Annotated in this window: 16 protein-coding genes; 11 read left to right on the plus strand and 5 right to left on the minus strand. The window is 52.7% G+C overall.

Annotated features, from left to right (window positions below):
- Positions 1-88: 88 nt before the first annotated feature.
- Together MVK60_RS07585 and MVK60_RS07590 are read left to right on the plus strand one after the other, a co-directional pair.
- Positions 89-1,216: a tungsten cofactor oxidoreductase radical SAM maturase gene (locus tag MVK60_RS07585; RefSeq protein WP_297438056.1), complete on the plus strand. Its 1,128-nt coding sequence runs from the start codon at positions 89-91 to the stop codon at positions 1,214-1,216.
- A 106-nt stretch (positions 1,217-1,322) separates the two neighbouring features.
- Positions 1,323-3,143: an aldehyde ferredoxin oxidoreductase family protein gene (locus tag MVK60_RS07590; protein WP_297438058.1), complete on the plus strand. Its 1,821-nt coding sequence runs from the start codon at positions 1,323-1,325 to the stop codon at positions 3,141-3,143.
- A gap of 51 nt (positions 3,144-3,194) precedes the next feature.
- On the opposite strand, the gene MVK60_RS07595 is transcribed toward MVK60_RS07590, so the two are convergent.
- Positions 3,195-3,578 (minus strand): NifB/NifX family molybdenum-iron cluster-binding protein, encoded by a 384-nt coding sequence (locus MVK60_RS07595; protein WP_297438092.1) that lies wholly within the window; start codon positions 3,576-3,578, stop codon positions 3,195-3,197.
- A gap of 151 nt (positions 3,579-3,729) precedes the next feature.
- Between MVK60_RS07595 and MVK60_RS07600 the strand changes: the two genes are divergently transcribed.
- Complete coding sequence (locus MVK60_RS07600; protein ID WP_297438059.1) at positions 3,730-4,218, plus strand: universal stress protein; 489 nt, start codon at positions 3,730-3,732, stop codon at positions 4,216-4,218.
- Entirely contained in the window at positions 4,215-5,243 is a 1,029-nt protein-coding gene (locus MVK60_RS07605; RefSeq protein ID WP_297438061.1) for an arsenic resistance protein, read from the plus strand. The genes MVK60_RS07600 and MVK60_RS07605 overlap by 4 nt, the downstream gene beginning before the upstream one ends.
- Before the next feature lie 85 nt (positions 5,244-5,328).
- Here the strand turns inward: MVK60_RS07605 and MVK60_RS07610 are convergent, their stop codons facing one another.
- Entirely contained in the window at positions 5,329-7,158 is a 1,830-nt protein-coding gene (locus MVK60_RS07610) for an FAD-dependent oxidoreductase (protein ID WP_297438094.1), read from the minus strand.
- 167 nt (positions 7,159-7,325) lie between these two features.
- On the opposite strand from MVK60_RS07610, the gene MVK60_RS07615 reads away from it, so the two are divergent.
- The 4 genes from MVK60_RS07615 to MVK60_RS07630 all read left to right on the plus strand — a co-directional run bounded on the left by MVK60_RS07615 (position 7,326) and on the right by MVK60_RS07630 (position 10,621).
- Positions 7,326-7,796: a hypothetical protein gene (locus MVK60_RS07615; protein ID WP_297438063.1), complete on the plus strand. Its 471-nt coding sequence runs from the start codon at positions 7,326-7,328 to the stop codon at positions 7,794-7,796.
- A gap of 40 nt (positions 7,797-7,836) precedes the next feature.
- A complete protein-coding gene (locus tag MVK60_RS07620; RefSeq protein WP_367270877.1) occupies positions 7,837-8,865 on the plus strand; it encodes an SLC13 family permease in 1,029 nt (342 codons plus the stop codon).
- Positions 8,866-8,964: 99 nt separating this feature from the next.
- Positions 8,965-9,888, plus strand: a complete 924-nt coding sequence (locus tag MVK60_RS07625) for an ATP-binding cassette domain-containing protein (protein WP_297438064.1) — start codon at positions 8,965-8,967, stop codon at positions 9,886-9,888.
- The gene (locus tag MVK60_RS07630; protein ID WP_297438098.1) at positions 9,881-10,621 is read left to right on the plus strand and encodes an ABC transporter permease; all 741 of its coding nucleotides are present in this window, start codon (positions 9,881-9,883) and stop codon (positions 10,619-10,621) included. The genes MVK60_RS07625 and MVK60_RS07630 overlap by 8 nt, the downstream gene beginning before the upstream one ends.
- 110 nt (positions 10,622-10,731) lie before the next feature.
- Here MVK60_RS07630 and MVK60_RS07635 read toward each other — a convergent pair whose 3' ends face one another.
- Together MVK60_RS07635 and MVK60_RS07640 are read right to left on the minus strand one after the other, a co-directional pair.
- On the minus strand, positions 10,732-11,175 hold the full coding sequence (locus tag MVK60_RS07635) for a ferredoxin family protein (protein WP_297438066.1): 444 nt from the start codon (positions 11,173-11,175) through the stop codon (positions 10,732-10,734).
- A gap of 160 nt (positions 11,176-11,335) precedes the next feature.
- Positions 11,336-13,021 carry a radical SAM protein gene (locus MVK60_RS07640; RefSeq protein WP_297438068.1) on the minus strand — a complete coding sequence of 562 codons (1,686 nt, stop codon included), beginning with the start codon at positions 13,019-13,021 and terminating at the stop codon, positions 11,336-11,338.
- 138 nt (positions 13,022-13,159) lie between these two features.
- Here MVK60_RS07640 and MVK60_RS07645 point away from each other — a divergent pair, with 138 nt between their 5' ends.
- The 3 genes from MVK60_RS07645 to MVK60_RS07655 all read left to right on the plus strand — a co-directional run bounded on the left by MVK60_RS07645 (position 13,160) and on the right by MVK60_RS07655 (position 14,561).
- Positions 13,160-13,477: a hypothetical protein gene (locus MVK60_RS07645; protein WP_297438070.1), complete on the plus strand. Its 318-nt coding sequence runs from the start codon at positions 13,160-13,162 to the stop codon at positions 13,475-13,477.
- A 46-nt stretch (positions 13,478-13,523) separates the two neighbouring features.
- Positions 13,524-13,976 (plus strand): GbsR/MarR family transcriptional regulator, encoded by a 453-nt coding sequence (locus MVK60_RS07650; protein ID WP_297438072.1) that lies wholly within the window; start codon positions 13,524-13,526, stop codon positions 13,974-13,976.
- A gap of 87 nt (positions 13,977-14,063) precedes the next feature.
- Complete coding sequence (locus tag MVK60_RS07655) at positions 14,064-14,561, plus strand: GbsR/MarR family transcriptional regulator (RefSeq protein ID WP_297438074.1); 498 nt, start codon at positions 14,064-14,066, stop codon at positions 14,559-14,561.
- 3 nt (positions 14,562-14,564) lie between these two features.
- Here the strand turns inward: MVK60_RS07655 and MVK60_RS07660 are convergent, their stop codons facing one another.
- Positions 14,565-15,524, minus strand: coding sequence for a tetratricopeptide repeat protein (locus MVK60_RS07660; protein WP_297438076.1), 960 nt, complete (start codon positions 15,522-15,524; stop codon positions 14,565-14,567).
- Positions 15,525-15,747 lie beyond the last annotated feature (223 nt).

Below are 15,747 nucleotides of genomic sequence, written 5' to 3' on the forward strand. Positions count from 1 at the left end.
CCCTTCCTTTGATTACCCATTTATGTCCAATTCGCTCCGGAAAAGTATAAAAGCAGAAGGGAACTAGCATTTATGCTGGGTGTACTGCATGGAAGGAGAAGCTCATACATTCAAAGTTGGCGGGGCCACCCTATCGATCCCACAGAAGGCTGACATGCGCTACCTATACATTGAGATAACCAACCGCTGCAACCTTCACTGTGAGATGTGCTTTAAGCAGTACTGGGAGGATAGGGAGGGGGACATGGAGTGGGAGCTGTTCCTTAAGATCCTTGACGACGCAGAAGAGTTTCCGGACCTGGAGATGATCTACCTTGGGGGCATAGGGGAGCCTACGGTTCATCCCAGGTTCTTAGACATGGTGACCGAGGTAAAGAAGCGTGGATTTGCACTTGGAATGAGTACGAACGGTTTTCTACTGACGAAAGAGCGGATTCGGCGGCTCGTTGAGCTTGAGACCGATTTGATCTACATCTCCCTGGACACCATACCGACCCAGACGACCCGTTTGGGTCACATAATGCCCAGTGTCGCGGTTGACAGGATAAAACTCATCCAGGAGACCAAGAGGGAGATGGGAAAGTACTTCCCCCACGTTGGGGTTGAGGTAGTTGCCAGTAAGGAGAACTACGAGCACCTCCCGGATATAGCGCGGTTCCTGGGCGAGGTAGGTATAGATAGCCTGCTGATATCCAACATCGTCCCGATTCGACGGGAACACAGCGGGACAATAGTCTACGACGGGAGCGTCGATATGGATTCCGTGGTCAAGGAACTTCAGTCGATTTACGGCGGTTTTGTACTGAGGTTGCCTGAGTTCAAGCTGAGGACGGAGAGACACTGTGATTTTGTGGAGAACAAGACGACCGTTATCCGGTGGGATGGGGAGGTCTCCCCCTGCTACAGGCTGCTTCATACATATCCTGAGGTCGTTTTCGGGCGGGAGAAAAAAGTCCTGGCCCACTCTTTTGGCAACGTGAAGGATAAAAGCCTGAAGGACATATGGACGAGCAGAGATTACGGCTGGTTCCGTTTTGTTGTTGAAAATGCGCTTTATCCCAGCTGCACCGATTGTCCTCTCAACACGTCGTGCTCCTTTGTCCACGATACTGAAGCTGACTGCTGGGGCAACACCCCAAGTTGCGCCGACTGTTTGTGGGCCCGCCGCATAGTCCTGTGTCCCGTCCCGATGAAGGGCATCAAGGGTTACTGGTAAGCGTTTTGGATTAATTTATACCTTGATGTTCATACTTTCTGCTTTCGTCAATCTTATTAGCATCAATGTACATTAATAACACGATGAATGTATGTAGGCACGAGACATGTTTGGATACTGGGGAAAGATTCTGAGGGTAAACCTCTCCACAGGAAAGATTAGCGAAGAAACCTTCGATGAAAAGTTCGCTCAGAGATGGCTCGGGACCAGGGGATTCGAGATCCACTACCTGTTTAAGGAGATCGATCCAAAGGTTGACCCGTTGAGCCCCGACAACAAGCTACTGTACACCACTGGTCCCCTGACCGGAACCACTGCCCCGACGGGCGGGAGGTACATGGTCATAACCAAGAGCCCCCTGACCGGTTATATAGCAATGGCCAACTCCGGCGGCTTCTTCGGGGCCGAGCTCAAGTTTGCGGGCTGGGACGCCGTTATAGTGGAAGGAAATGCTGACCATCCGGTTTACCTGTACATCAACGATGATCAGGTTGAGCTCAGGGACGCATCGCACCTCTGGGGCAAGCGCGTGGGAGAGACCGAGGAGACCCTGACGAAGGAGATTGGGGACAAGCACGTTCAGATAGCGTCCATCGGCCCAGCCGGTGAAAACCTCGTAAAGATCGCCGCGGTTATGAACAACGGTCACCGCGCCGCTGGAAGGGGTGGTGTAGGTGCCGTCATGGGCAGTAAAAAGCTCAAGGCCATAGTCGTGAGGGGTCATAAGCGCGTTGAGGTTGCTGACAGGAGCAAGTTCACGAGTGTTGTTAAGGAGAAGATAGAGAAGCTGAAGAAGGATCCGGTCGCGGGAGGCGGTCCTCCGAACTACGGTACCGCGGTTCTGGTCAATATCATAAACTCAAACGGTCTCTACCCGACCAGGAACTTCAAGACTGGCGTCTTTGAATACGCTGAGGAGCAGAGCGGCGAGGCGATGACCGCAAAGTACCTCGTCAGGAACAAACCGTGCTGCGCCTGTCCGATCGGCTGTGGAAGGGTCAACAGGGTAGGAACAGTTGGAGTTACAGAGGGTCCGGAGTACGAGAGCACCTGGGCGCTTGGAGCCCACCTCGGCATAAACGACCTCGCGAGCATCATCGAGGCCAACCACCTCATAGACGACCTGGGAATGGACACCATCTCCACTGGTGGAACCCTCGCCACCGCCATGGAGCTCTACGAGAAGGGCCTGCTCAAGCAGGAAGACCTCGGTGAGGATGCTCCCCCGTTCAGGTGGGGCAACACTGAGGTTCTCCACTACTACATCGAGAGGATAGCCTACAGAAAGGACTTCGGGGACAAACTGGCCGAGGGAGGTTACCGACTGGCCGAGATGTACAACGGAACCGAGTACTTCATGGGTGTCAAAAAGCAGGAACTCCCGGCCTACGACCCGAGGGGTGCCGAGGGACATGGTTTGGGCTACGCCACCGATAACCGCGGTGGAGACCATATCAAGGCCTACATGATAAGCCCGGAGATCCTTGGCTACCCGTACAAGATGGATCCGCACGACATAAGCGACGAGAAGATCAAAATGCTCATACTCTTCCAGAACCTCACCGCGATAATAGACGCCGCGGGACTGTGTGTCTTCACCACCTTTGGCCTGGGCGGGGACGACTACCGCGACATGCTCAACGCGGCCCTTGGGTGGGACTTCACCACGGAGGGGTACCTGAAGATAGGTGAACGCATCTGGAACGCGGAGAGGTTGTTCAACCTCAAGGCCGGCCTCGACCCGCTCAAGGAGGACACCCTGCCGAAGAGGCTCACGGACGAGCCGATGCCGGACGGCCCCAACAAGGGACACGTCGTCAGGCTGAAGGAGATGCTACCGCGCTACTATTCCCTTAGAGGCTGGACTGAGGAAGGAAAGATAACGGAGAACAAGATTGAGGAACTTGGCCTTGAGGAGTTCCTGTGAACTCCTCCTGTTTTGATTTATCCCGGAAGTTCCCATGTGTGAGATACGCCCTCACCGGGAATCCTCGCGGGCTTTCTCCCGCTCTATCTTTTCCTTCCAGTACGGGTCGACTTCCAGCATCTGATGTATGAACGCCTCCACGACGTCCCTGACCTTCCCATGCGCTCCCGTTATGACTTCTACCCCCGACTCCCTGAAGTAGCCAACCGCTTTTCCACCCATTCCGTAGGCTAACACGACTTTTCCCCCGTGCTCCTTTATAAAGTCAGGCAAATCTCCCGGCCCGTGCTCCTTGAAAGGAACCTCGACGACCTCCACACCTTTGATTTCGTTGTCCTCTACGTCCACAAAGACGAAGTACCTGGCCCTACCGAAGTGACCGCTCACCCTGCTCTCCAGTCCTCTATCATCCTCAGTGGGAATGGCTATTCTCATTTCCCTCACCATAACCTGTGAATAAGTTTTCAGATATAAACTTTGTGCGTATGCACGCGGTACCCACTCCTGGCCAGCAAACTTTAAAAACAGTTAGGGTTGCCTAACACATGAAAAATATCTAAAATGAAAAATGCAACAGGTGAGGTTCATGTTCAGGAAAATCCTTTTTCCAACGGATTTCAGCGAGGGCTCCTACAGGGCAGCAAAATACTTCAAAAGGGCTAACGGTATGGCGGTAGGTGAGGTGATCCTCCTCCACGTGGTGGATGAGGGAACCTTTGAGGACCTCCTCAACGGCTATTCCCTCCTCTACAGTGACGAAAACATGGAGATCGATGCCGTCAAAAGAGAGCTCCTTAAGAAGACAATGGAAAAGCTCCGGGCTAAGGTCGAGGACTGCAAGAAAATATTCAAGACTGAAAACGTGAGGCCAGTGGTTAGATTCGGTCGCCCCTGGGAGGAGATCGTTAAGGTTGCCGATGAGGAGGACGTGTCGCTCGTACTCCTCCCCAGCCATGGAAAGCTCGGCTTTTCACACGAAATCCTCGGCTCAACTACCGTTCGCGTACTGAGACAGACTAGAAGGCCCGTTCTTATTGTAAAGACTAACTGCGAATGCGGAGGTGATGAAGAATGAACTGGCTGAAATTCAAGAATCACCTGGATAAATACCTGCCCGTTTATGTCACGCTTGCCATGGTTGCGGGCTTCTACGTTGGAACACATACGAACCTTAAACCCTATCATGAGGCGCTCAAGACCCTCAACATGCTCGTCGTCATCAGCATGATATACCCGATGATGATCAACCTTCGCCTGGGGGAGCTCAGAAACAGCGCCCGCCTTGGGAAGCAACTGACTATAGCTCTCACAATGGGGCTTGTAATCTCCCCGCTCATAATGTACGGGGCAATCTGGATAACGGGCCTCCTTCATCCTGTGAACCGTATGCTTGCCCTTGGGCTCCTCTTGGCCGTCGTCGTGCCCTGCTCTTCAATGAGCATAGCGTACACCGGTTTCACAAAGGGCAACCTCGAGCTGGCGACCATAGTCGTGGCCCTGAGCTTCACGATGGCGATAGTGACGGTTCCGGCCTGGCTCAAGGTTTTCGCATCGAGCTACCACGTTTCAATCTCGATCTGGCTACTCGTTAAGACCATCCTCATAGTCGTCATAACACCCATGATACTCGGAGTTCTCACTAGGGCTTACCTCATGGGTAAACTCGGCACAGAGGGCTTCCTGCGGATAAAGCCTGCCTTTCCCGCGATCTCCCTCTTGGGCATGTACACCATAGTCTTCCTGATATTCATGGAAAAAGCCAGGCTGGTGGCCAGCAAACCAAGCATCGTTGGCGTTGCCCTTATCCCCTTGGCCCTTTACTACATAGTTGCTTTGCTCTTCATGACCATCGTGGACAGGGTCGCTGGGATCCCTTACCGGGATCACATGGCCATAACCTTTACCTCCGTTGGAAAGAATGAGGGGACCGCGATGGCGATAGCCCTGGCGGCGGGCACCGGGCTCATGGCGATAGCACCTGCGGTAACCCCAATACTCCAGATACCGTTTCTGGTTGGCTACGTTAAGGCGTGGAGAAAAATCGCGGGCTTCTGGAACTGCAGGATTTCAGATGAGAAAGAAGCCCCGGAGGCCGCCTAACCCCTTTTCCCTTTTGATCATCGACCTCTTATGATTCAGGGGTTTGAGAAGCTCTGGAAATGTTAGAAAAGAGGTCATATAAGCCTCATAGTTTTCTCCCGACCTCATAGCCTTCCCTCACTGCGCTGGCTATGTTCCTTACCGACTTGGCGTCGCCGATGATGTGGTACTCGATTCCATCTACGACGAACGGTACGTACGGTCTCATCCCAAAGGCGCCAACGATTACCTCGCACTCTATTATTTCCTTCTCCCCGGTTTCGGTGTTCTCCACTACCGCGTACCCTTCACCGGCGCTCACAAAGCGTCTGCCTGTCAGGATGGGTATCCCCTTCTCCTTAAGCTCCCTCAGTAGGTAGCCGCGCGTTATCCTCTCAACGTCTGGGAGGATGGCGGGACTGCGTTTGATTATTCTGATCCTGTTGTTGAACTGGGCGAGGTACAGGGCGGTTTCGACCCCAACGAGGCCCCCGCCACCGATCAGGACGTTCCTGTTCTTGACCTCGATATCCCCACGTAGAATCCTATCGAAGGGCGTTATCAATCCACGCTCCCCGCTGCAGGGCAGGAAGGGCCTCGCCCCCGTTGCCATGACTATTGCATCGGGATTGAACCTCAGTATATCCTCCTTGGTTGTTTCCCCTTCGTGGAGATGGACGTTGGGCATCCCGGAGAGGACGTTGCGGTAGTACTCGATGAGCCAGCCGATTTTCTCCTTCCCGGGCGGGACCATTGCCAAGGTGAGCTGGCCGCCGAAGACCTCGTAGAACAGATGAACCTCATGTCCCCTCAGGGCTGCAACCCTCGTGGCCTCAAGGCCTCCGGGACCTGCCCCGATTACCGCCACGATGCGTTTTCTCGGGGCCCTGGAGACCTCCTCCTCGTTTCCAACGTTAGCGTTGACGCCACATCTTATGGGTCCTTTCTCGTCGTGAACCGCCTTAATGCACTCACTGCATCCTATGCAGCGTCTTATTAGGTGTTCATTCCCCTCTGCAACTTTTTTCATCCAGTCGGGATCAGCTATCAGGGGTCTCCCAAGGACGACTAGATCGGCCTGGATCTCAAGAATCCTCTCCGCAACGGCAGGTTCCCTTATCATTCCCACCGCCGCCACCGGAACGGGTAGCGGCCTTATCTTCTCTGCCAGGTAAGCACGCCAAGCCTGGGGGTAGTGCATCGGTTCGAGACGTTTTTCCTTCGGTCCAAGGCCTATATCCGCCTGTATCATGTCGTAACCTGCCCTAGCCAGAGTTAGGGCCATCTCCCGTCCGGTCCTCAGGGTTATGCCCCCCTCAAGGAAGTCGTCCACGGCCAGCCTGATCGTCACCGGAAAGTCCCGACCGCACTCCTTCGCTATGCGCCTCCTCACCTCCACCGCGAACCTCGTTGGATCACCCCACTCATCATCGCGGTGGTTTGTCAGGGGGGAGAGAAACTGGTTGATGAGCAGTCCGTGAGCACCTTGAACCTCGACCATGTCAAAGCCCGCCTCCATTGCGAGTCTCGCCGAGTATGCGAATTTCTCCACCAGCTCCCCTATCTTCTCGGGCGAGAGATAGTCCACACCTATCGCCTTCCACCCCTCATGGGCAAGCTCAACCGAGAGTTTAACCCCATCATACTTGTGAACCTCGAAGGCCAGCCATTCCCAGTCCCTGAGGACGGCCTTTGAATCGATCCTTGGCTGGAACGGCATGTGCTTCCCTTCTGGGAAATCTATGGAGATGTTCTCCACTATTATCAGACCGACACCTCCTCTCGCGCGTCTCTCATAGTGTTTGATGAACCTCCCCGTCAGCCTTCCATTCTCCAGGGCAAAGTTCGTTGATATCGGCGGGAACACCGCTCTGTTCATAAGTTCAACGTTGCCTATGTTTATTGGCTCGAATAGTTTAGGATAATCTTCTTTCATTAGACCCACCAAACATAGGGGCCCCGTGTTCCTTATAAGGTTTAGTTCGATTGATGCATATTCCATATGAAAAATTTTCAATTGGATTCCCCTCCCTGCGTATCCGTAGTGAATGAACTGGAGGTAAAGGTTATTACGCACGTAGACGAACTAATGAAGGTGATGATATGACCGCTCCATTTCCCCCGATACGAAGGGAGCCCCGTGCTGAGGATATATCCTTAAAACCGGAAGATGGCAGAAAAGCGGTGGAGCTCGTTAGAGGGGCACTTCCCCTTTTTCGGGCGGGGGAGCCAATAGCTCATCCCGACCACGTTGATGTTCCGGTCTTTTACCTGGATTTTGCCATAGATATGATTCACTACGACGGAAAGACCAAGATGCCCCGCCCAAGGGGTGCCCCGCCCCACGGATCGGCGGCCGTAAACCGAAGAGAAGCGCGTGAGGTTGTTGACCGTGTACTCAAAGAGGCGAGGGTTCTTGACGCAGCAGAGTTCAGGGAACCTGAGGACTGCTGGGTCGTCCCGATTGCATGGAAAAGCTTTATAATCTTCCACGTACGTGTTTCCCGCGAAGGGGAGGAGCTCATCCCTGACTACGGTCTGACTGAGGAGGTAAGGCGCTACGGGACGTTTTAAAGATTTCATTCAGCGCGAGTGGTTCCTAACTGCTCTCTTTTTGCTTTATCTAGCCCTGGTTATACTTGATTCAAGCCTTCTCCGCAGGACTCCGAAACTCGTCGACTGGGAGAGTCTTTCGGTCATAACTGCGATTATAATGGCCTCTAAGGGTCTTGAACTGTCCGGTATCTTCTCAAAGCTCGCTCCCAGATTGATACAAGCTGCCAACCACTCGGAAAGGCGCCTAATGTTGCTCTTCATCCTGACGATCTCCCTCTCCTCCATGTTCATCATGAACGACACTGCCATGCTGGTCTTCATCCCCCTGGTAGTTGTAACCTCGGAGATTGCCCGTGTGGACACAGCAAGGGCCGTGACGTTTTCCGCCATTGCGGCCAACGTGGGCTCGGCCCTTACCCCTATAGGAAACCCCCAGAACATTATAATATGGCACGTCTATGGACTGGGGTTCATGGAGTTCGTCCGCTCGATGCTTCCCTTCGTTTCTCTCTGGCTCATCATTCTTTTTGCGTTTACCCTCACCATCAAAAACCAGGAACTCTCGATTGAGAGGATTCCATCGGTTGCGCTGGGGAAGACCCTCCTGGTGGTGTCGCTTGTCTCTCTGGTCGCAGACGTGTTCCTGGCCGAAACTGGGAGGGCCCCACTTGCTTTCTTCTTCACGTTCTTCGCCTTTTTGCTGTTGGGTAGGGAAGTGCTTTGGAGTTTTGATTGGGTGTTGGTTTTGACATTTGCACTTATATTCATCGATTTCAACGAGCTTGCTTTTCTGTTAAAGAACGCTGGCTTAATGTTCCCGGATGGGGGCGTCGGTCTCTTATTTATCTCCGCCGCCCTGAGTCAGCTATTCAGCAACGTCCCGGCAACGGTCCTCCTCTCGGCCGGTAGGCCGGAGTGGCTTTCTCTGTCTCTGGGTGTTAACGTTGGGGGAAGCGGCATCATCGTGGGTTCGCTGGCCAACCTCATAGCCATTAGGATAGCGAGGGTTGGTTTAAAGGACTTCCACCGCTATTCCATTCCCTACTTTCTCATGGCTCTGTTGGTCTCTGCCCTCCTTCTCCTGTAAAGAAGTTCTGCCTTTCAACCATCCGGATGAAGGTTTCCCATTAGTTCCCCACAAGGGTTTTAAACGGATGAACTTTAATTCATCCCGGTGTGAGAGGTTATGGAAACCATAGAGGCTTCTGGACTGGTGAAGTACTACGGTTCGCTTCTCGCTGTGGACCACGTAAGCTTCAACGTTAAACGTGGGGAAGTCTTCGGTTTTCTTGGTCCAAATGGGGCTGGAAAAACCACCACAGTCAGGATGCTCACCGGTATTTTAAGGCCGAGCGCTGGAGGGGTTCGTGTTCTGGGCTACGATATGCTCGATGAACACGAAAAGATACTGGCGAGGGAGAGGATGGGCATCGTCCCGGAGATGGCAAACCCCTACGTGGACCTGACCGCAATGGGGAACCTGAGACTTATGGGCGAGCTCTACGGGATGGAGAAGGGAGAGATAGAAAAGAGGGCTCTAGACCTCCTGAAGCTCTTCGGGCTGTATGAAAGAAGGGATAGCAAGGTGAGGGCATTTTCCAAGGGAATGAAGCAGAGACTCATACTTGCGATGGCCCTCATAGGGGACCCTGAGGTCCTATTCCTTGATGAACCAACCAGCGGCCTCGACGTGATAAGCGCCCGTATGATAAGGGATATAATCAGAGATGAGCATAGAAAGGGCAGGACGATATTTCTGACCACCCACAATATGGTCGAGGCGAATGAACTGTGTCAGAGGGTGGCCATAATCAGGAAGGGAAAACTCGCTGCTATAGACACCCCTGAGAGGCTCAAAACTCTTGGAAAAGGGCTCTCCGTGGAGATTAGCTTTGAACCGATGGTGGTTGGAAACTTGACCTTGGACACTGCCCTTGGAATAGAACGCCGGGGGGACAAGATTAGGGTATACACTGAAGATCTCGATGCAACTATCAGGGAACTCGTGAGATACGCCGAGGAAAGGGGGTTGAAGATAGTCAGTCTGAAAACGCTCTCGCCCTCTCTGGAGGATATATTCATTGAACTGGTGGGTGGTGGGGATGATTAAAACCTTCAAACGTTCGTTTGCGGTGGTCAAAAAGGACATGCTGATATTTTACCTCAAGGGCCCTGTGATAATAATGGGCCTTGTATTCCCGTTCTTTTTGTTCTTGGCATTCCTGGTAGGTCGGAATCTTACTGGAGTGCAGCTGTTCACTGGTCTGACGGCTATGACCGCGTTCTTTACCTCTACCGCGGTCGGTCCGACGATAATCCCCTGGGAGTGCAGAGGCAGAACTTTCGAGCGTCTGGTGGCCTCGCCGGTTTCACTTACCACCATACTACTCGGTGACCTTCAAGCCTTCTTCTACTTTGGCCTTGCGATAACCTTCGCCGTTGCCATTCCCTCCATGTTCTACCTGTCGATCCACCCATCCTTCGGTGTTTTCCTGCTGTCAACTATACTTGCGGTTCTTTCATTCTCCGCAATGACCGTTCTGATGTCTTCTTACCCGCCTACGGACATCCCTGCTGACGTGATGATGCTGTCGTCCCTCGTGAAGTTTTCGCTCCTCTTCATCAGCGGCATCTTCGTTCCCCTCCGCAGCCTGCCGTCCTATGGTCGGTGGGTCTCCTTGATGTCCCCCCTGACCTACTACGTTGATGCCCTCCGGCACTCCATGGGTGGGGGATACCTTCCCCTCTCACTGGACTTTATCATGCTGGCCCTCTTCGGTCTTGCTTTCTTTTTTGTGGGCTCCGCGATACACGGGAGGGTGCTTGAGAGGAGGTTCACCTGACGACCGAGTCCTCTCCCATTGGTGTTGAGGTTGTCCCGGCTTTTCAGGGATAGCCCTCCGGTCGGGAGAAGTCGTGCACAAGAAAGGTAAAGGCCAGGGAAAGATAAAGGTCACCCCTCAATCCCCCGGTTCTCTGGACATACGTAGCCTTCTGAGGATTCAACCTTTCCCTCGGTCTCCATTCCCTTCCGGATATCCTCGAGCTTTCTTCTTGTTTTTGCAACCGCGAGGGCCTCGTCCCTGTACTTCCTCAGCACACCTATGTGCGGAAAGATTATGGCGTCCCTCGGGCACATCTTGGCGCATGTATCGCAACCCACGAGGCAGTTGTAGGGTCTCGCGACTACCGGGCGCATCTTCTTGAAGTCCCATTCGTAGAAGGTCCTTCCTCCGCACGTCATCAGGCAGAGCCCGCACCCTATACACCTGTCATAGTCTATCTGTGGATACCACGGTATCTCCTTCCGGTCTATGCCGTACCACTTAACGTTTGAGAAGTCCCTGACGGTTCTTCCAAGAACATCCTTCCCTATTACGGGGCTTTCTCCACTCATATTATCACCAATTCATATGAAAAATTATTTGAATAAAAATCTTTCTTCAACACTCCCTTCAGAACCTTAAGTTGTACCCAAGAATGTCCTCCCGATGCCCGCTGCATAGTGCTAAACTACCACCTAACCGTTTGAGAAGTGGAAAAGATGAAAATAAAATTCATGCGTGAATTCTTTCCCTCGCGTACGCCCTCTCCAGCATCTTGCTCCCGGTCACCTCTACGGCGCTGTAGTAGCCGGGTACGTAGAGTGTGGGCCCGCGCATCACAACGCTCTCATCAACCCAGTTGACCTCGCTCACGGCCTTGGGTTTACCGTGCTTTACTATATCCTCCCACAGATGCTTGTTTATCATGCAACCTGGGTCATCCCCAAGAAGGTCAACGGTGTAGTGGTATGCCCTTGCCCTACACCCACCGCAGATGTTCCTGTAGGGGCAGTTCTTGCACTGCCCCGTGAAGTTGTCCCTGTCGCGCAGGAGGTTGAATATCCTGCTGTTTTCCCATATCTCCTTGAAGGTTCTCACCCTCACGTTGCCAACGGGTAGTGGTAGAAAGACGCAGGGAACCACACTTCCGTCCGGTTCTATCCCGGCGTATATCCTTCCGGCGCCGCAGCCCCCTATAAACTCGGCCAGGGTTTTGACGGAATTGTTCTCGCCGATGTAGAAGTGTGCCGGTGTAACGTTCTTGCCCCCGCTTTCCAGAAGGGTTACCCGGGCGTACTGGGGGGCGGTCGTCAGTATCTCCAGCTTCCGCTTCTTCATCTGGTGGTAGACCTCCTTCATGAAGTCCTCGCGCTCCTCCGGAGACAGATCCACCTTGACCATTTCCTCCGCTCTTCCGGTGGGCACGAGGTTGAAGAAGATGACGCGCTTCACCCCTATGTTCTCTGCCAGGTCCAGGATGTCGTCTATCTCGCCGTAGGTTTCCTTGTCCATCACGGTGGCCATTCCGTGGCTCATGTCGAGTTCTACGGCGTTTTCAAGGGTCTTTATTGCGTGCTCCCACGCTCCGGGTATTCCACGGAACTCGTCGTGTTTCTCAGGCTTCGCTGAGTCAACGCTTACCTCGACGTACTTCAGACCAAGGTCGACCGCCTTCCGAAGGTTCTCCATCTCCGCAAAGGTCCATCCGTTGGTGGCAACTGATGTGTGAATCCCCCTCGCGGCCAGCTCTTTCACTACCCTGTAGAAGTCCGGATGTATCGTGGGCTCCCCCCCGCTTATGGCCACCGCGGCAACTCCCGCTTTGTCGAGCTGGTCAACCAGCATCAGCTTCTCCTCGAGGGACAGTTCGCTTTGCAGTGGTTTGTCCGCCCGCTGGTAGCAGTGCTTGCAGCGGAAGTTGCACATGTTGGTGAAGTTCCAGACTATGAGGAAAGGTCCCGCGAGGCGCTGGGGGACGGTAACACCGTACTTTGATATTCCCTCCAGCACGACCCAGATGCCGCGTCTTATGTGCGGGTCACGTAGAAGGGCCTCCCTCACGGCATCTTCATCACCGTGCGCGAGCTTTATACCTAGTTTTAAAAGGAGTTTTATTATGTCCGCCTGAAACCTTATCATCATGGGTTCGTTCAGGCTTTCACCCGCGTAGATGCTCAGCGCCCAATAGAGCGCCGGCAGCTCCCTTCCGTTTATCTTGTACCTCCTGAGGCTTGGCCTTATGAGTGCTCTGGCGATGGGATTGCCCAAGACTAGCTTAAAGGCTTTCAAGGCCGTTGTAATCTGATTCCCACCACTAGGTTCCTCAACGACACCGGGAGCGTTCATTGCTTTTGGGAAGGGTTCTTTGATGACATCCACAACCCTTTTCTCGGGGTTGTTATCTTCATCCATTTTCATCACCTCTGATCTTTTCTAAAAAAATTTCACGTATAAAGTTTTCGTTGTATCGGTTATAGCTGATATATCAGAAATAACCGAAAATTTTAAATAATAGTTTTCCGATGTGCATACTGAAAACCCTTGGAGGTGAATGGGATGGCCTCTGCAAAAACTGGCCTCTGGACGGCCCTGTTGGGCGCCCTCTTAATATTGATAGATGGCATAGTTGTCCTTGCCACCGGCAACTTCTACGGCTGGCACTACGGTAGCGTCTCAACCGTTGGATGGGTTGAGATAATACTAAGCCTGCTCATGATGGGACTGGCCTACTACTACAAGAAGAGCCCCGCGGCGGTTGGATGGAGCATCCTCATACTGGCGTTTATAACAATGCCCTTCGATGGAGGCTTCTGGACCATCGGTGCATGGATCTCAGTTATCGGCGGCGCAATAATAGCTACAGCTAAAGAATGACTCAAAGGTCCGGTGTTTTTTTCTTTTTTTGGTTGGAGGTGATTAAATGGATGCCCGGGCAGAGACGGCCTTTGTTGCTGCAGTGGAGCATATCTTATCCCGTTGGGGTTATACCCTCAGTGAGGGCAGGGTGTATGCGGTTCTGCTTCTCAATAAAGAGCCTATGAGTATATCCGCCATAAAGGACGCAACAGGTCTTAGCAGATCAACGGTTTCTACGGCCCTGTCCAAACTTTCACGTGACTACCTTGTTGTTGCCAGGGTGGAAGGCCGGAACAAGCTGTTCTCTGCCCTGCCAGGTTTTTTTAACATATTCATGAGACAGCCCCGAGAGATGCTGGAGCGCGAGGTGAGGCCTGCCATTCGGCTTTTAAAGGACAGTGGTGCCAACGGGGAGGTTTTGGAGGAGTTCAAGAGACTTGAGTGTGCTCTTGAGGAAATTCTTCTCATGGGGTCCGATGTTACGTGTAAATCTCCCCGCTCAAAAGGAAAGACTTAAATCACGGCGTCCTTAGGGTCATGGGTTGTGCCACAGGAAATATCTAAATTTATCGAAACTTTTTAAAACGTTGGACAGTATAGTTACGTGGATAAGGTGGCGATGCGTATGGGGCTTAGGGAGATAAAGAGATTCGTTGAAACCGTTGAGAGGATGATGACGCGGTGGGGTTACACGCATACCGATGCTAAGGTCTACGCGTACCTCTTGCTATCCGAGGAACCCCTGAGCATAAACGATCTCGCTGAGCTTACGAACCTGAGCAGGTCGTCGATATCCGTGGCCCTCTCCAAGCTCACCAAGGACTACATGGTGAACGTTAGAAAAGTGGGCAAGACCAAGTTCTTCACACCCATCCCGGCGTTCTTTGAGAAGTTCCTGCACCAGCCCAAGGAGACCCTGGAGAAGGAGGCCATACCCCTGAAAGAGGTCGTTGAAAAGCTCATAGAGACAACGACCGATCCCGAGTACCGCATGAAGCTTCAGTCCGTTCTTGATGACCTCACCCAGCTTGAGTGTGCCCTCCGCCAGATAATCGAGTTTGAGAGGAACTACAGGTGTAGAGAGAACTCAAAAAAAGAATAAAGTTCAGAGCTCTGCTTCCCCAAGGAGCTCGAGGAGATCCAGTAGCCGTCTCTCCTTGACCTTTTCCATGATCTCGCCCAGCTCTTCTTCCTCCATCTTCCCATCCTTGTAGAGTGCCAGTGCCTTGACTCCATTGAAAAAGTCCCCGAGCTCTGGGAACGCCCCTGCGAACATATCCATGTTCAGGTATACCGTCTCGAAGTCATCGTCGAGGAAGAGCTGCCAGATGACGTCTATGAGGGCGTCAAAGGCCACATCGTAGTACTCGGTTTCCCTCGCATGAACCATCGCGTAGAGACATTCTTGAAGGGCCGCCTCGTAGTTATCGTCCTCCTCGAATATTTCCTCATAGGAGAGGTGTAGCTCTGAAAGTAGCCTCTTATCATCGAGAACCTTTGGCAGTAGCTCCGCCAGCATGGCCTTTGCCCTGTACGTCTCTCCCATTTCAAACGTCACGTACGCTTTGTATATGGCTACATGGAGGAGGTCTTTTTCATCTCCAAGCTCCCGGTATATCTCTTCGGCCTTCTCCATCAGTTCCTTGGCCTTTTCGAACTCCTGAAGCTCCTCGTGGATGAGGGCCATGTTATAGTACACCTTCGCGATGTTCTCTTTATTTCCCTTTTCGGCCTCTTCCTCCAGAAGTGACCGGTGAAGCTCCAGGCTCTTCTCAAGTTCTCCGATGAGGTAGTAGAGGTCCGCAAGTTCGAATTTAACTTCAAAGCTCTCCGTCTCCTCTGCCATCTTTTCAAACTCGCCTATCTTATCAATACCCAGTAGTTCATGGTAATAGTACACGACGAGCTTGTAAAGTTCCAGGTTGTTGCATTCTAGGGCAAGGTCTCCGGCCTTTTTAAGAACCTCACCGAGCTCCTCATCGCTCAGCTCGTCCATCTTGTAGTAGAGGAGGTTCGCGACCTTTCTGCAGTCCTTCTCCTCGATAGCCTTCAGTATCTCTTCCATCCCAAAACACCTCGGAACAACTACCTCCCGTGAGTATTTAACGCTTTGGTTGGTTGGATTAAAGATTAAAAGAGACGGCTGCCCGTTGCTGGTTCATCCCTTTTGGGATACCAAATATCATGCGGGAGATTTTTAAGGGTCTTCCCGGAGATGATACCATGCTTCAAGTGATTTTCCTCGGTACGGGCGGTATAATGCCCACCAGGGAGAGAAACGTTCCGGC

It is taken from the genome of Thermococcus sp., assembly GCF_026988555.1.
In the GTDB taxonomy this organism is placed as follows: Archaea; Methanobacteriota_B; Thermococci; order Thermococcales; family Thermococcaceae; genus Thermococcus.

What these genes read in the sequence shown, in the direction of transcription:
- MVK60_RS07585 (WP_297438056.1), top strand. Translation starts at nt 89, where the DNA reads ATGGAAGGAGAAGCTCATACATTCAAAGTTGGCGGGGCCACCCTATCG.
- MVK60_RS07590 (WP_297438058.1), top strand. Translation starts at nt 1,323, where the DNA reads ATGTTTGGATACTGGGGAAAGATTCTGAGGGTAAACCTCTCCACAGGA.
- MVK60_RS07595 (WP_297438092.1), bottom strand. Translation starts at nt 3,578, where the DNA reads ATGAGAATAGCCATTCCCACTGAGGATGATAGAGGACTGGAGAGCAGG.
- MVK60_RS07600 (WP_297438059.1), top strand. Translation starts at nt 3,730, where the DNA reads ATGTTCAGGAAAATCCTTTTTCCAACGGATTTCAGCGAGGGCTCCTAC.
- MVK60_RS07605 (WP_297438061.1), top strand. Translation starts at nt 4,215, where the DNA reads ATGAACTGGCTGAAATTCAAGAATCACCTGGATAAATACCTGCCCGTT.
- MVK60_RS07610 (WP_297438094.1), bottom strand. Translation starts at nt 7,158, where the DNA reads ATGAAAGAAGATTATCCTAAACTATTCGAGCCAATAAACATAGGCAAC.
- MVK60_RS07615 (WP_297438063.1), top strand. Translation starts at nt 7,326, where the DNA reads ATGACCGCTCCATTTCCCCCGATACGAAGGGAGCCCCGTGCTGAGGAT.
- MVK60_RS07625 (WP_297438064.1), top strand. Translation starts at nt 8,965, where the DNA reads ATGGAAACCATAGAGGCTTCTGGACTGGTGAAGTACTACGGTTCGCTT.
- MVK60_RS07630 (WP_297438098.1), top strand. Translation starts at nt 9,881, where the DNA reads ATGATTAAAACCTTCAAACGTTCGTTTGCGGTGGTCAAAAAGGACATG.
- MVK60_RS07635 (WP_297438066.1), bottom strand. Translation starts at nt 11,175, where the DNA reads ATGAGTGGAGAAAGCCCCGTAATAGGGAAGGATGTTCTTGGAAGAACC.
- MVK60_RS07640 (WP_297438068.1), bottom strand. Translation starts at nt 13,021, where the DNA reads ATGAAAATGGATGAAGATAACAACCCCGAGAAAAGGGTTGTGGATGTC.
- MVK60_RS07645 (WP_297438070.1), top strand. Translation starts at nt 13,160, where the DNA reads ATGGCCTCTGCAAAAACTGGCCTCTGGACGGCCCTGTTGGGCGCCCTC.
- MVK60_RS07650 (WP_297438072.1), top strand. Translation starts at nt 13,524, where the DNA reads ATGGATGCCCGGGCAGAGACGGCCTTTGTTGCTGCAGTGGAGCATATC.
- MVK60_RS07660 (WP_297438076.1), bottom strand. Translation starts at nt 15,524, where the DNA reads ATGGAAGAGATACTGAAGGCTATCGAGGAGAAGGACTGCAGAAAGGTC.